The organism is Gillisia limnaea DSM 15749, assembly GCF_000243235.1.
In the GTDB taxonomy this organism is placed as follows: Bacteria; Bacteroidota; Bacteroidia; order Flavobacteriales; family Flavobacteriaceae; genus Gillisia; species Gillisia limnaea.
Genome location: NZ_JH594606.1, coordinates 212182 through 227264, shown reverse-complemented (window position 1 = coordinate 227264; position 15083 = coordinate 212182). Strand labels below are relative to the sequence as shown.

At 36.7% G+C, this 15083-nt stretch carries 10 protein-coding genes; 9 read left to right on the top strand and 1 reads right to left on the bottom strand.

Going from position 1 to position 15083, the window contains the following annotated elements:
* The first annotated feature begins 137 nt into the window (after window positions 1-137).
* The 4 genes from treZ to malQ all read left to right on the top strand — a co-directional run bounded on the left by treZ (window position 138) and on the right by malQ (window position 8811).
* Complete coding sequence (gene treZ, locus GILLI_RS02790; protein WP_006987608.1) at window positions 138-1958, top strand: malto-oligosyltrehalose trehalohydrolase; 1821 nt, start codon at window positions 138-140, stop codon at window positions 1956-1958.
* Window positions 1959-2119: 161 nt separating this feature from the next.
* On the top strand, window positions 2120-4543 hold the full coding sequence (locus tag GILLI_RS02785; protein WP_006987607.1) for a DUF3536 domain-containing protein: 2424 nt from the start codon (window positions 2120-2122) through the stop codon (window positions 4541-4543).
* Between the two features lie 81 nt (window positions 4544-4624).
* Window positions 4625-7288, top strand: a complete 2664-nt coding sequence (treY, locus tag GILLI_RS02780; protein ID WP_006987606.1) for a malto-oligosyltrehalose synthase — start codon at window positions 4625-4627, stop codon at window positions 7286-7288.
* Window positions 7289-7290: 2 nt separating this feature from the next.
* A complete protein-coding gene (gene malQ / locus GILLI_RS02775; protein WP_006987605.1) occupies window positions 7291-8811 on the top strand; it encodes a 4-alpha-glucanotransferase in 1521 nt (506 codons plus the stop codon).
* Between the two features lie 87 nt (window positions 8812-8898).
* On the opposite strand, the gene GILLI_RS02770 is transcribed toward malQ, so the two are convergent.
* Window positions 8899-10173 carry a carboxypeptidase-like regulatory domain-containing protein gene (locus tag GILLI_RS02770; RefSeq protein WP_006987604.1) on the bottom strand — a complete coding sequence of 425 codons (1275 nt, stop codon included), beginning with the start codon at window positions 10171-10173 and terminating at the stop codon, window positions 8899-8901.
* A gap of 528 nt (window positions 10174-10701) precedes the next feature.
* Between GILLI_RS02770 and GILLI_RS02765 the strand changes: the two genes are divergently transcribed.
* The 5 genes from GILLI_RS02765 to GILLI_RS02745 all read left to right on the top strand — a co-directional run bounded on the left by GILLI_RS02765 (window position 10702) and on the right by GILLI_RS02745 (window position 15025).
* Window positions 10702-11895 (top strand): hypothetical protein, encoded by a 1194-nt coding sequence (locus GILLI_RS02765; RefSeq protein WP_040506770.1) that lies wholly within the window; start codon window positions 10702-10704, stop codon window positions 11893-11895.
* Between the two features lie 178 nt (window positions 11896-12073).
* Window positions 12074-12652 (top strand): bifunctional pyr operon transcriptional regulator/uracil phosphoribosyltransferase PyrR, encoded by a 579-nt coding sequence (pyrR, locus tag GILLI_RS02760; RefSeq protein ID WP_006987602.1) that lies wholly within the window; start codon window positions 12074-12076, stop codon window positions 12650-12652.
* Window positions 12653-12655: 3 nt separating this feature from the next.
* Window positions 12656-13585 (top strand): aspartate carbamoyltransferase catalytic subunit, encoded by a 930-nt coding sequence (locus GILLI_RS02755; protein ID WP_006987601.1) that lies wholly within the window; start codon window positions 12656-12658, stop codon window positions 13583-13585.
* Between the two features lie 25 nt (window positions 13586-13610).
* The gene (locus GILLI_RS02750; RefSeq protein ID WP_006987600.1) at window positions 13611-13943 is read left to right on the top strand and encodes a hypothetical protein; all 333 of its coding nucleotides are present in this window, start codon (window positions 13611-13613) and stop codon (window positions 13941-13943) included.
* Between the two features lie 176 nt (window positions 13944-14119).
* Window positions 14120-15025 (top strand): ribonuclease Z, encoded by a 906-nt coding sequence (locus GILLI_RS02745; RefSeq protein WP_006987599.1) that lies wholly within the window; start codon window positions 14120-14122, stop codon window positions 15023-15025.
* Window positions 15026-15083 lie beyond the last annotated feature (58 nt).

Sequence of the window (15083 nt, the reverse complement as noted above, 5' to 3'; positions counted from 1 at the left end):
AAAAAAATTTAAGGAGAACGGATATTAAACTCTCTAATTTTATGGCAACATCTTAAAACTTATCGTTAAAATAATATTAAACCTTAAAATTTTCTTAATATCGTTATTAAATTTGTTTAGAAAAAAGATAAAAGAATATGAGAAGAAAGATTGGCGCTGAATATAATAGCAAGGATAAAACAACATTTACGGTATGGGCTCCACTAAAAAATAAGGTAGAGGTTATATTTAAAGACAGACCTTCTGTTGCTCTGACAAAAGACCGTTTGGGTTATTGGGAGAAGGAAGTCTCTGGAATACCCGAAGGAAGTTATTATAAATTCAGGCTGGATGAAAAAGAGGATTTTCCAGATCCGGCATCACGCTATCAGCCTCTTGGAGTTCATTCCTGGTCTTCGATCCTCAACCAAAATTTATTTTCCTGGAATGATAATTCCTGGAAGGGGATTCCACTTGCTCAAATGATCATTTATGAACTTCATATAGGAACTTTTACAAGTGAAGGCACTTTTGAGGCTGTTATCGGCAAATTAGACCATCTCCTTGATCTTGGAATTAACTGTATTGAAATATTGCCGATTTCGCAATTTCCGGGAGATAGAAACTGGGGGTATGACGGTGTTTATCCATTTGCTGCTCAGGAAAGTTATGGAGGGCCGGAAGGCTTAAAAAAAATGATCGATGCCTGTCATCAAAAAGGAGTGGCCGTAATTCTAGATGCAGTGTACAATCATATGGGGCCAGAAGGAAATTACTTGTCCCAGTTTGGACCTTACTTTACAGATAAATACCAAACTCCCTGGGGAGCTGCCCTAAATTTTGATGATAAATATTCAGATGCGGTTCGGAACTTTTTTCTTGAAAATGCGCGTATGTGGCTGGAAGAATTTCATTTTGACGGATTACGACTCGATGCGATTCACGAAATAATAGACCGCGGGGCCAAACATCTATTGAAAGAATTAAGCCAGGAAGTTGACGAACTTCAGGAAAAAACAGGGAAGCAATATGTATTGATTGCAGAGAGTGATTTAAATGACACAAAAATTATAAATTCTTATGAAAAAGGTGGCTTTGGATTAGAAGGACAATGGGTAGATGATTTTCATCACTCTCTTCACACTGTCCTTACCGGAGAAAATGAAGGCTATTATGAGGATTACGGAAAAATGGAGCAACTTGCGAAAGCTTTTAAACAGGCTTTTGTCTATGATGGTCAATATTCCCGTTTTAGAAAAAGGACTGTTGGGAATAGTCCGGCGGGATTAGAATTCTCTAAATTTGTTGTTAGTATCCAGAACCATGATCAAATTGGGAACCGGTTATTAGGAGAAAGACTCCCTAAGTTGGTCTCTTTTGAAGGTTTGAAGCTTGCGGCAGGAGTACTTTTAACTTCCCCTTTTGTTCCAATGCTATTTATGGGTGAAGAATTCGCAGAAGAAAATCCATTCCAGTATTTTATAAGTCACGGAGATCCGGATTTGGTAAAAGCGGTACAGCAAGGGAGAAAAAGGGAATTCGAATATTTCAATTCACAAACAAAGGGAGATTTTTCCGATCCGCAGGCAAGAGAAACTTTTAATGACTCTAAGTTAAATTGGGGTTTTAAAGAAGAGCCTGGTAAAAATGCCCTTTTTGAATATTATAAATATTTAATTAGCCTGAAAAAAGATGGTGCTTTTAATTCTTTCAGAAATGAAATAATAAAGACGGAAGTAAAAGAAAAGAAAACAATTCAGGTTTTAAGCGGAGCAGATAAAAAATTGATTGCTTTATTTAATTTCAGTAATAAAAATGAAGAGGTGCTTTTACCTGAAGTCACCAAAGGTTGGGAACTCATTCTCGCTTCAGCAGATAAAAAGTGGAATGGAACTTATGATTTTCCGTCTGATTTTAAGGGAGGAGAAAAAATTAATCTACCAGCACATTCTTTGATAATCTGTAAGACCAGAATTTAAATTCACTGGTATTGATTTTCAGAAACATCATGGTAAAATAAAATAGAATAAATTAGTGTCTATGAAATGAGCATAACAGAAACCCAGTGAAAACACCAAGGACGAAATGCGGATTACTCCCGCTAGCTCGGGAGATCATTAAAAAACAATAAAATAAACAGATGGAAGAGAAATATGTATGTGTCCACGGACATTTTTACCAGCCACCAAGGGAAAACCCCTGGTTGAATAAAGTTGAGATCCAGGATTCTGCTTATCCATACCACGATTGGAATCACAGGATCAATGCAGAGTGTTATATAAGGAATGCTTCTTCCCGTATCTGGAATGATGAAGGCAGAATTGAGTCCATTATGAATAATTATGGTTGGATGAGTTTCAATATTGGTCCCACTTTATTAGCCTGGATGGAAAATGAAGCCCCTGAAACTTATAAAGGTATCCTTCAGGCCGATAAGGAAAGTCAGGAACGTTTTTCAGGTCATGGCTCTGCCCTGGCACAAGCCTACAATCATTTAATTATGCCATTGGCGAATGAGAAAGACAAGGAAACCCAGGTAATTTGGGGAATTGAAGATTTTAAATCCAGATTTCAAAGGCATCCCGAGGGAATGTGGCTTGGAGAAACAGCCGTGGATACTTCTACCCTTGAAATGTTGGCCAAACACGATATTAAATTCACCATACTTTCACCTTATCAGGCAAAAAATATTCGCAGGATTGGTGATGAAGAATGGGAGGATGCATCGAACGCCAAGGTTAATACCAAACGTGCATATATATGCAATTTGCCTTCCGGGAAAAGTATAAGTTTATTTTTTTATGATGGACCTGCTTCTCAGGCTGTAGCTTTTGAAGGATTGCTCAATGACGGTGTTCGTTTTGCAGATAACCTTCAAAGTAGATTTTTAGATAAGGATAAAGTACAATTAGTTCATATTGCTACAGATGGGGAAAGTTATGGGCATCATCACAAACTTGGGGAAATGGCGCTTTCCTATTGCCTTAATTATATCGAGGAACGCGAGGATGCTCACCTAACTATTTATGGAGAATTCCTGGAGAAATTCCCGCCGGAATATGAGGCTCAAATCATAGAAGATACCTCCTGGAGTTGCTATCACGGTGTTGAAAGATGGAGAAGTGATTGTGGTTGCAATACAGGTGGAAATGATAACTGGAACCAGGAATGGAGAAAACCGCTGCGTGAAACTTTTGATTGGATACGGGAAGATCTAATCGAATTATATGAAAAGGAGCTAAAGGAATACACTTCTGAACCCTGGAAGGTGCGAGACCGGTATATCAAGGTTATCCTGAATAGAAATACGGATAATATTCAGGCTTTTCTTACTGAAAATTTTGGAGAGGATTTATCTGAAGATGAAAAAGTGAAGTTGCTTAAACTCATGGAAATGCAGTACCACGCGATGTTGATGTATACAAGCTGTGGATGGTTTTTTGATGAGGTTACGGGAATTGAATCCATGCAGGATATCTTTTATGCTAAAAGAGCAATTCAGCTGGCAGAAGAGATTAGCGGAAAAAGTTACGAGGATGAATTTGTGGAAAGACTTGAAAATATTCCAAGCAATATTCCGGAATTCAAAAATGCGCTTGCAGCTTATAACAAATTTGTGAAACCAATGGCCCTGGATATGATTCGTATAGGAGCGCATTATGCGGTTTCTTCCTTATTTGAGGAATTTCCAGAAGAAGTCAGCCTGTACAATTTTAGTGCAAGTGTAAAATCAAGGTATTATTATGAGGCTGGAAAACAAAAACTCATTATTGGGCGAACAGAATTCCGATCGGATATTACCTGGGAAACTATCGATATCTCATATGCTGTTTTGCATATGGGGGATCACCATTTATTTGGGGGCGTTCGGGAATATTTAGGTCCGGATGCACTGGAAGAAATGCATTCCAGCGTTGTAAAATTCTTTAAGCAGGGAAATGTCTATGAAATTTTTAATTTAATGGATACCTGTTTTGGAAACCACAATTATTCTTTCTGGCATTTATTCCGAGATGAGCAACGAAGTATCATGGAACTTATCATGGAAAATACTTTAAAAAATGTAGACAACAGTATGCAGCAAATCTATGAAAACAGTTATCCCTTGCTGCAAACATTTAAAGAGATCAATATGGCTGTCCCGGACCGTTTAAAATTACCTGTGGAAATGGCTGTTAATAGTAAATTGATTACCAGTTTAAAGAGTAAAACATTTAGTGTTGTAAATTTTAAAAAACTTATAGATTCGGCAGAACAAATCAATGTAAGTCTGGATATAGTAACGCTTGATTTTTTAATGGATAAAAAATTGAATTCCTTTATGCGTAAATTCAGAAAACATCCTCAAGATTTGAAGGTACTTGATAAAATCAATCAATTAATCGATTTTATCAAAGAGGGACCGTTAAATCCAAATGAATGGGAAGCCCAAAACGTCGCTTTTGAAATTAAAAATCAACATTATGATCATTTTGTTAAAGAAAGCGAAACAGGAGACGAAACGGCTTCTGCCTGGGTAGAATCTTTCAGGAATATGGCAGAAAAATTAAATTTAGTGATCTAATAAAAACTATTTAAAAGATTTTCTGTCAGAGAGGGTGATTATATGGATATATGCCCAATAAATAACATTAAAAATATATAGATGCAAAGAGTGGATTCAACCTATCGTTTACAACTTGCACCACAATTCACTTTTAAGGACTTGCAAAAGATCCTGGATTATTTAAATGAACTTGGGGTTGCCACAATTTACTCAGCTCCTTTTTTTCAGGCCAGAGAGGGGAGCACTCATGGATATGATGTGCTGCATCCTTTTGGAATTAACACTGAAATTGGTGACCTGAAACAATTCAGGCAAATTAGAGATAGGTTAAAGGAAAAGCAAATAACCTGGCTTCAGGACATTGTGCCAAATCATATGGCTTTTGATCCGGAAAATCCTTGGATCAGGGATATCTTCGAACTTGGGCCGGAATCCAGCTATTATAATTTTTTTGACATTGACTGGGATTATAAGGGACTTAAAAAAGTAATGCTCCCATTTTTTGGGAATACGTTGGAAGAGCTTCTTGAAAAAGGGGAGTTAAAGTTGAAGTTTGACAAAGATGGTTTTTCCCTGAATTTTTATGAAAGCAAATACCCGCTTAGTGCAAGGTCCTATGTTGAGGTTCTCTCAAGGATCCGGGAGGATAATTTTACTTGTAAATTTGCTGGTTTCTCCGGAAATACTTCAGACTGGAATGAATTAAAGCGGTTATTTTTTCAGAATTATGAAAAAGACCCGGAACTGCAAATGCAGCTTTCAACGGAGATTGAAAAAATCAATCATTCAGCTGAAGAGATCCAAAAAATACTTGACCTGCAGTATTTTTTACCAACCCATTGGAAGCATACCGAACAGGAAATCAATTACCGGAGGTTTTTCACTATCAATGGGCTTATTTGTATTCGAATGGAGGATCCGGTGGTTTTTAAAGCCTATCACTCCTTTATAAAGGAATTGTGCGATGATGGCTTGATCAATGGACTAAGAATAGATCATATAGACGGGCTTTTTGACCCTGAAGGTTATATAAATCAACTCAGGCAAATGTTGGGAAGTGATTTTTTTATAATCGTAGAGAAGATTCTTGAAGCCGATGAAAAACTTGCTTCACATTGGATGGTGGAGGGAACCAGTGGGTATGAGTTCCTGGCAAAAGTGAATCATTTATTTTCCGATGTGAACAATGAAAAAGCATTTACAGAAGCTTACACTAAAATTTCCCCGCAAAATGCAAATTATGAAGCCCTTGTATACCGAAAAAAATTATTTATTCTGAAGGAAAGAATGGGCGGAGAGCTCCTTAATTTATGTTCTTTATTGAATCAAAATTTGCTTCCGGAATCCGTTGATATCCATAAGGATGAAACCTGGAAAGATGCTTTTAGTGTATATCTGGCTGCTTTTCCCGTTTACAGGATCTATCCGCAGGGATTCCCATTAAAACCAGATGAGAAGGAAATTTTAAACCAGGCTTATAAAAAAGCATTGGAAGAATTCCCCGGGTTTAAGGAAGAACTTAATTATCTCAAGCGTCTGTTTATGGGAGAGGCTGGAAAAGATCCTTCAAAGACCTTATATTTTCTTCAACGTTGCCAGCAGTTTAGTGGGCCTTTGGCGGCAAAAGGGGTGGAGGATACCTCTTTTTATATCTTTAACAGACTGGTGGTTCACAATGAAGTAGGAGATTCGCCGGAGAATTTCGGCATAACAGTGGCAGAATTTCATCAGAATATGATACATCGAAAAAAAGAATTTCCTTTATCTTTAAATGCTACTGCCACCCATGACACTAAACGCGGAGAAGATTCCCGAATGAGGTTAAATGTTTTGAGCGAACTTCCTAGGGAATGGTTTTCAAATTTTAATGAATGGAAAACGATGAATGCTGAAATTAGGAAAAACAAAGAAGTTCCTGATGTTAATGACGAATATTTCATTTATCAAACCCTGGTTGCCGGATTGCCTTTCCAGGATGATAAAGATTTTTTCTCACGTATCTGTGATTATTTACAGAAAGTACTTCGGGAGGCAAAAGTTCATTCCAATTGGGCACAGCCGGATGAAGTTTATGAAAATGCCGTGTTTAAGTTTGTAGAGGATATTCTGGCTCATAAAAAATTTAGAGATTCCCTGGGCCCATTTGTTGCAAAGATCGCAGGTTTAGGGGTGATTAAATCTCTTGGACAAATCCTCCTAAAAATTACCGCCCCCGGAATTCCGGATATTTATCAGGGAACGGAATTATCGGATCTAAGTTTTGTAGATCCAGACAACCGCAGGCCGGTAGACTATGACTTAAGGATGAAGTATCTGGAAGAATTTAAAGCCTTCAGCAAGAAAACACTTCCTCAGGATCTTGAATCTCTGAAATCAAATTATAGTTCTGGAAGAATAAAGATGTTTGTGATGTATAAATCTCTTTTGCAGCGAAAGATGGATCAGGATTTGTTTCAAAGAGGGGAATACATTCCGCTTTTAATTTCAGGGAAAAATTCTGCAAAATTCATTTCCTATGCCAGAGTTTTAAATGGGGAATGGAGAATTATAATAGTGCCGCTCATCATTGCTGAATTGTTTAACCCTAATAACCTTATGCCTAAAAATGAACAATTGGCAGATGTTTTTATAAATTTGCCCGAAAATGCTCCTTCGGAATGGGATTCCATTTTTTCTGGTAAAACCATAATCACTGGTGGTAGCTTAGCATTAAAAAATATTTTCAATGATTTTCCGGTAGTATTTTTGAAAAATAGAAATTAAATATGGAGTTAACAAGGAGCAGTGGTATTTTAATTCATATAACCTCTTTGCCGTCCCCTTTCGGTATTGGAGACCTGGGTCCGGAAGCCTACGAATTTGTAGATTTCCTGGAGGCGTCGGGCCATAAATACTGGCAAATTTTGCCATTAAACCCTACAAATGCGGTTTACAGTCATTCTCCATACAGCAGTGATTCTGCATTTGCCGGAAATACGCTCCTAATAAGTCCTGAACTTCTGGAACGGGAAGGAAAGATCGATTTGCAAAATTTTGAACTTCCTATAGATAACAATCCTTCAAAAGTAGATTTTGATACGGTATCTAAATTTAAGAAGGCCATTCTTGATGGAGCTTTTATTAATTTCAAAAAGAAAAAAATACCCACTGCTTTTAAAAGTTTCTGTAAAACTCATGCATCCTGGCTTGATGATTACAGCCTGTACAAAGCTTTGCATAAACATTTTGGAGTTTCCTGGCATTTATGGCCGGAAGCTTTACGGGACCGTAACGCTGCAGCATTAAATAAAGCAAAAAAAGAGCACGTTGAAGAAATTGAAAAAATAAAGTATTTTCAGTTCCTGTTCTTTTCTCAGTGGAAGTTGCTCTCGGATTATGCGCATCTAAACAAGGTTGGTTTTATTGGAGATATTCCCTTTTATATAAACCATGACAGTGCAGATTGCTGGGCAAATGCCGCTTATTTCAAGCTGGATGGAAATAAGAAACCTTCTAAAATTTCAGGAGTTCCACCAGATTATTTTAGTGAAACAGGGCAATTATGGGGAACTCCGGTTTACAACTGGAAAGTCCTGCAACTTCATAAATATGATTGGTGGATCGAAAGGATTCGGCAGAATTTGCTTTTGTTTGATCTGGTTCGCCTGGATCATTTCAGGGCCTTTTCAGCGTATTGGGAAGTTAATGCTGGTGATAAAACTGCAGAAAACGGGAAATGGATAAAATCTCCAGGAAATGATTTCTTTAAAATAGTTCAAAAAAAATTCCCCGAAATGCCTTTAATAGCTGAAGATCTTGGTTCTTTGGATGAACCGGTTTATAAACTTATAAAAGATTTTGATTTCCCGGGTATGAAAGTTCTGCAATTTGCATTTGGTGAGGATCGTGTGGGAAATACCTATTTGCCATTTAATCACTTACCCAATAACCTGGTGTATACCGGAACTCATGATAATAACACATCGAGGGGCTGGTTTGAAAAGGCAGATAAGGTAGTAAAACTTCATTTTAAGGATTATGTGGGCACCAGGGTGACTTCAAAGAATGTTCATGTGCATATGCAAAAAATGGCACTTAACTCTGTTGCCAGGCTTGCTATTATCCCAATGCAGGATATAATTGGTCTGGGGGGTGCAGGAATAATGAATATTCCCGGAACCACAAAGGGAAATTGGACATGGCGGGTAGATTACGAAGATATTCCCATCTTATATTCCGATGAAATGAAAGCTTTGAATGAATTATATGGTAGATCTAATATTCCTGCCGATGAAAAAAACCCTTAAAAAAGCTAACTTATAGCAGTTTCTTAAGGGGTAATTCTATTCCTAACACCCAAAGAAATGCTTGAGAAAAAGGTTAGAAAATTAATTTTATTCCTTTAGCTGACGAGATATTTTTTCAATTGCATTTTGTATTGATTTTTCCGGTTCAATAATATTATTGTTTCCCCAGAAATCCACATCTAAAAATCCTGAAACATCATCTGACATTACAACTGAAGGAACTAAAAAGGATTCATCTTTTTTAAATTTAAAGTCAGGCAGGGTTTCCCAATCGGTTACGGCCATTTCAGCATTTACGGTATATCGGGAATTGAAGAGCTTATTTTTCCAGTTCACTACAAATACCAAATTGGCATTTCCATATCCATATTGCCATTTCCCATCGATTTCCCGATAATCTACCTGGTAGGATACATCTATTGGATAGACGGTTGATCCCCGTGGTTTTTTTCTAACAAACATTTGGCTTGCTGAATTCCGGTTATCAACATTTAATTTATAAGTAGCTTTCACCAAACTTAAAGTTTTAGTATCTATAAATAATTTACCGTAATACCACGGAATGGATTTATCATTACTTTCAAAATTTACCACGTACAAATTAGTATTGTCAAACCTAATAGGCGCATCAAAATCAAACTTATAATCTCCAAGCATGTTAGGTTGAATAAGATATTGTGGATACTTTATTACATCCACATATAAGGTATTATATGGCCCACCCCTTAATTTAAGAGCAAGAGTATCAAGTTTTTCATAATCGGCGGTTTTACGGGCCTTAAATAAAGAGATTTCATCCTTTGAAAAAGAATCGTACGGAGCTTTGTATATTTTCAACACAGCTTCCGAAAGAGATACATTTCTTCTGCCTTTTTTAATCGTTTCCCTATAGAAAGCTGTCATAAGAATTGGATCATCTATGTAATTAGTTTCTTTATTCTCAAACATCTTTTTTACCAGGACCCGGGCATCACCCCCATCATAAATACTGATCTCAGATAATTGTTCTGCAATCTCATCCAGTTCCACCTGGGTATTTTCAGTTTTAAAATAGGACAATGGAAGGGTTTTGCTTTGGTATCCAAGATGAGAAGTGGTAATTGTAGCTTCACTCAATGTGGTGGGTATTTTAATAGAGAATTCTCCATCGGCATTGGTTATGGTTGAAATATTGGTTCCAACCACGGTGAGATATGCAGACGCTATTTCATTTCCGGATCTACTGTCAACAACAACACCTTTATATTCTGTAGTTTGTTGAAAAATCTCGGCAGCCTCAACATCGAAGATGCTTCCAAAAAGGATAAAAGACAGCAAAAACATACTGGGGTAAGTAAAAAAAGGGGATTTATTTATCTTCATTTTTATTTTTTTTTAAATATTTAATGGTCTTTAAACCAAATTGATGTGTAATTGTGAGTTTTTTTTCGATTTTAACAATTGTTCTTATTTTAAGAATGATCCATTGGATAATTCAAAATTATACCCTCTAATATACGCAAAATCTATTATTTATTAACATAATTGTGGTAAAAAAATATCAATATATCGGGCCTAAAAGAAATGTTTTTAAGTTTCTTTTAGTATTTCTTAAGATTTATTTTATGAAAAATATAGGTTTATTCCTACTTTTAGTCCAGGTGTGTAATAAGGTTTTTATTGAATTTATTTTCCAGAGGTTAAGGGGCAATCATTCACAGTTTTTTGGAATTTGATTACCAGAATCTCTATTGTTTTTTTTAAATAATTATCACAAGGAAGAGCGTGCAATTTATTACGAGCAGACAATACTTGTTTGGTTAGCTTCATACATTTTCAAATTGGAATAATTCGGCATAAAATATGATTGGGCGTATTCCGTTATCAACTAGAAGATTAAAATCATTAAGAATGAAGAAATCAATTTATGGAATTTTAATAGTACTTGTTTTATCGCCGCTTCCGGGGTACTCACAAATAACCGACGATAATAAGAGCGTAACCGCTCTTGTGCTTACAGAGCTAAACCGGGAGCGCTCCCTTCAAAAGGAAAATCTGGATTTTCGCATTAAACAAATCGATGCCAAGCTTACCAGTCTTGATGAAGGTATTAAAAACACTAATTCCTCTTCAGAGAAAATTGAAAAACTGGTAGAACGGGTTCAGATTCTGGAGGAAAAACAGTCGGAACTGGATAAAAATGCCATTTCTGTTTACAAATATAATTATAGCTCTGCAGTGCTCAACCTGGCTTCTATGGAGCGGGAAATAAAACCTTTAAACCTTTTTAACAGCTCACGGGAGTTCTATACCACGCTGGACAAAGTGAGTAACCCTATGACGTATCCCGGCTATGAAGCCTGGTTTAAGGAATTTGAAAAATATATAGAGGACAATAAAAAAGATGAAGCCAGACTATCCGCACTTAGCCATATTTTGCAGGTTACCGGAAATTTGGCTGAAGGTACCCCGTTTACGGGAATGTTTGCAGGAAGCCTTTTTGATGGCATAGGAACTTTTATAAACTCCCTGGGAAGGCGCGACAAAGGGCTTAGGGAAAAAAGTATGAGCATGTTCAAGCTCACCACTTCTGTCTCTCAATTTACACATGATAAAGACCTGATTGAGACCGAATGGAAAGCGATTACCAAAAGTCTGGATGAACTTAAAGAACTTCAGAATAGGGCAATGGAGGAAAATTTTGTTGGGATCCTGGGAATTAACCGATCTGATTTCAAGAAAAATTTCACCTATGAAACCGATGCCAAAAAACGGACGCAATATATAATCGATATCTCTAGAATTGCAGAAGATAAAATTTCTGAAGTCAAAAATAGAAATCCTGAGAACTGGAAGCAGGAATATTACAACCAAATGGTTACGGTTCAAAATTTAAAGATACGATTTGGAACTCTTACCTTCAGAATCCTTGAAAATCTTGATAAATATAAAGTGCTCATAGATAAATACAAACAGGATGAATTCCTTAAGGATAGGGTATCTCAACTAGAACTAAAACTGGATCTTGTGCGAAACAGTTTTGAAACCACTTTTAATCCCCAGGATTATATCAGGGCGTCTAATGAGATGTACATAGTAGAATAAGGCATTAGATAGAAGTTCTTTGGCTAAGACTATTGTTTTATCCTATCAAATAAGGAAAGAGTCTCTGGATTTAGATAAAATAATAGCATTAGCCATGGAATCCGGAACTTTAAATTTTAAACAATCTATCTTCTAAAAAAAATCTTACTTTTGTTTATATAAGCACAGCAAAAAAGATATGAGCCAAAAAGTGTTGTTAAATGCAAAGGAAATCAACATTATTCTTCATCGTTTGGCCTGTCAGTTAATCGAAGACCATCCGGACTTTGAAAACACAGTTATCATTGGAATTCAGCCCAGGGGAGTCTTTTTGGCAGACAGGATTATAAAACTGTTGCAAGAGGAATTCAATATAAAGAACATTCCTTACGGACATTTGGACATTACTTTCTATCGGGATGATTTCAGAAGAAGCGATAAACCTTTAGAGGCAAATAAAACCAAAATAGATTTTATAGTTGAAGATAAGAAGGTGATCTTTATTGATGATGTCCTTTACACAGGCCGAAGCATTCGTGCTGCCCTAACCGCGATCCAGTCTTTTGGAAGACCAAAGGAAATAGAATTACTTACCCTAATAGACCGAAGATTCAGCCGACATTTACCAATTCAGCCAGATTATAACGGTAGGCAGGTAGATGCGATCAACGATGAAAAGGTAAAAGTGCACTGGAAGGACATTCATGGAGAAGATGCTGTGTATTTATTACCCAAGGAAAATAATACCGCGATTTCGGGAAAACAAAAAAAAGAGTAATCTATGAGCGAATTAAGTGTTAACCACTTATTAGGTATCAAATATCTCACTGCGAAGGATATTGATTTAATCTTTAAAACCGCCGACCATTTTAAAGAGGTGATTAACCGTCCAATTAAAAAAGTTCCCTCCTTACGAGATATTACCATCGCTAATTTATTTTTTGAAAACAGCACTAGGACAAGGCTTTCCTTTGAACTGGCTGAAAAAAGACTTAGTGCAGACATAATTAATTTTTCTGCAGGATCTTCTTCTGTTAGCAAAGGAGAAACACTCATAGATACTGTGAATAATATTCTTGCAATGAAAGTGGATATGGTAGTGATGCGTCATCCAAATCCCGGGGCAGGAATATTTCTTTCAAAAAACGTGCGAGCCAGTATTATAAATGCGGGTGATGGAACTCACGAGCATCCAACCCAGGCCTTGCTGGATAGTTATTCTATTAGGGAGAAATTAGGAGAAGTAAAAGGGAAAAAGATAGTTATTGTGGGAGATATTCTGCACAGCAGGGTGGCGCTTTCAAATATTTTCGCACTAAAACTTCAGGGAGCTGAAGTGAAGGTTTGCGGACCAAAAACCTTGATTCCCAAGTATATTCAGTCTTTGGGAGTTGGTGTGGAAACAAACCTTATAAAAGCTCTGGAATGGTGTGACGTGGCAAATATGCTGCGTGTACAAAACGAACGAATGGAGATTAGTTATTTTCCAAGTACGCGGGAATATACACAGCAATTTGGCTTAAACAAGGAAATTTTAAATTCTTTAAATAAAGAAATTGTTGTAATGCACCCCGGGCCAATCAATAGGGGAGTAGAGATAACCAGCGATGTAGCCGATTCAAAACAGGCCATCATTCTGGATCAGGTACAAAATGGGGTTGCAATTAGAATGGCCGTAATTTACCTTTTAGCATCTAAAATTAAACCTTAGCGAATACATCTAAAAATATAGCCTCATGAAAATTACCGAAAAAGAGAATTATAAGATCCTCAAAGATGAAAATGGTGATTTAGCAGAATTTGCTGATGAATTGACCAAAGAACATTCAGATTTAAAAAAATATAATTTAGTGATTGATTTGTTGGAGCATAAAGACCTTAGCCCTGAACAATTAATGATGTTTCTGGAAATTGCAACTATTCAGTTAAATCAGAAAAAATCCTTTGTTATCGTTAAAGATAATATTGAAATAGATAAAGTGCCAGAGGACTTAATAGTAGTCCCAACCCTTCGGGAGGCAGAGGATGTTATGAATATGGATGAATTGCAACGGGATCTGGGACTTTAATCCATCTATTGGTTTAATTCCCCGTTGCCCGACTTGTTCTGAAGCTGGAATTTTTTCATAATTCTGGGTTATACTTCCTTTACAAACCCATGGAGGCTACTCCCGGGTCATGGATTTCTAAATCTGTAAAGGAGAAAATCGAATTTAAGGGTTTTTCAGAAAAAATTAATTAATTAATGAAACTTACAATATTAGGCTGTTATGCCGCTACCCCCAGAACTTTTACCAATCCCACTTCTCAGGTTTTAGAAATAAATAATCATGTTTTTTTAATCGATTGCGGGGAAGGAACCCAGGTAGAACTTAGAAGGAATAAGGTAAAATTCTCAAATATCAGGCATATTTTCATCTCTCATTTACATGGAGATCATTCCTATGGATTGGTAGGCTTGATCTCTACCTTCCGACTCTTAAAAAGAGAAGCTGAACTTCACGTTTACGGTCCAAAAGGTATAAAGGAAATTATAACCCTTCAGTTAAAGCTTTCAAATTCGTGGACCAACTATCCTCTATACTTTCATGAACTGGAAGGAAAAGAATCGAAATTGCTTTATGAAGATGATAAAGTAACGGTGGAAACCATTCCGCTAAAGCATCGTATCTACACCAATGGCTTTTTATTTAAGGAAAAAGCAGGTCCCAGGAAATTACTCATCAATAAGGCAGTGGAATACAAAATTGATGTTTCCCTATATAAAAGTCTGAAAATGGGCAAAGACGTGGTATCCAATGATGGTAAAACCATTCCAAATAATTTGGTAACGGCAGATCCGGATCCACCCAAAAGTTATGCTTATTGCAGTGATACGGTTTATTATCCTGAAATTGTTCCCCAAATAAAAAAAGCAACCGTGCTTTACCATGAATCTACATTTTTGGACGAGAACCAGGAACTTGCAGGGCCTACAAAGCATTCTACCGCAAAACAAGCAGCAACGATTGCAAAGCAAGCCGGGGTTAAAACCTTAATATTGGGACATTATTCGACCCGGTATGGGAATATAAATCTTTTTAAAGAGGAAGCCTTAACGGTTTTTGATTCGGTGGAACTTGCCGAAGACGGAAAAATTTTTAACTTTTAAATTCTTCAGAATATTTTAATCCCACCAGTGGATTTATTTCCCCGAAATTCGCCCGTCA

Excerpts from the sequence above, each read along its gene's own strand:
- GILLI_RS02765 (WP_040506770.1), top strand. The coding sequence starts at position 10,702 with ATGAAGAAATCAATTTATGGAATTTTAATAGTACTTGTTTTATCGCCG.
- treY (WP_006987606.1), top strand. The coding sequence starts at position 4,625 with ATGCAAAGAGTGGATTCAACCTATCGTTTACAACTTGCACCACAATTC.
- GILLI_RS02750 (WP_006987600.1), top strand. The coding sequence starts at position 13,611 with ATGAAAATTACCGAAAAAGAGAATTATAAGATCCTCAAAGATGAAAAT.
- GILLI_RS02770 (WP_006987604.1), bottom strand. The coding sequence starts at position 10,173 with ATGAAGATAAATAAATCCCCTTTTTTTACTTACCCCAGTATGTTTTTG.
- pyrR (WP_006987602.1), top strand. The coding sequence starts at position 12,074 with ATGAGCCAAAAAGTGTTGTTAAATGCAAAGGAAATCAACATTATTCTT.
- GILLI_RS02755 (WP_006987601.1), top strand. The coding sequence starts at position 12,656 with ATGAGCGAATTAAGTGTTAACCACTTATTAGGTATCAAATATCTCACT.
- treZ (WP_006987608.1), top strand. The coding sequence starts at position 138 with ATGAGAAGAAAGATTGGCGCTGAATATAATAGCAAGGATAAAACAACA.
- GILLI_RS02785 (WP_006987607.1), top strand. The coding sequence starts at position 2,120 with ATGGAAGAGAAATATGTATGTGTCCACGGACATTTTTACCAGCCACCA.
- malQ (WP_006987605.1), top strand. The coding sequence starts at position 7,291 with ATGGAGTTAACAAGGAGCAGTGGTATTTTAATTCATATAACCTCTTTG.
- GILLI_RS02745 (WP_006987599.1), top strand. The coding sequence starts at position 14,120 with ATGAAACTTACAATATTAGGCTGTTATGCCGCTACCCCCAGAACTTTT.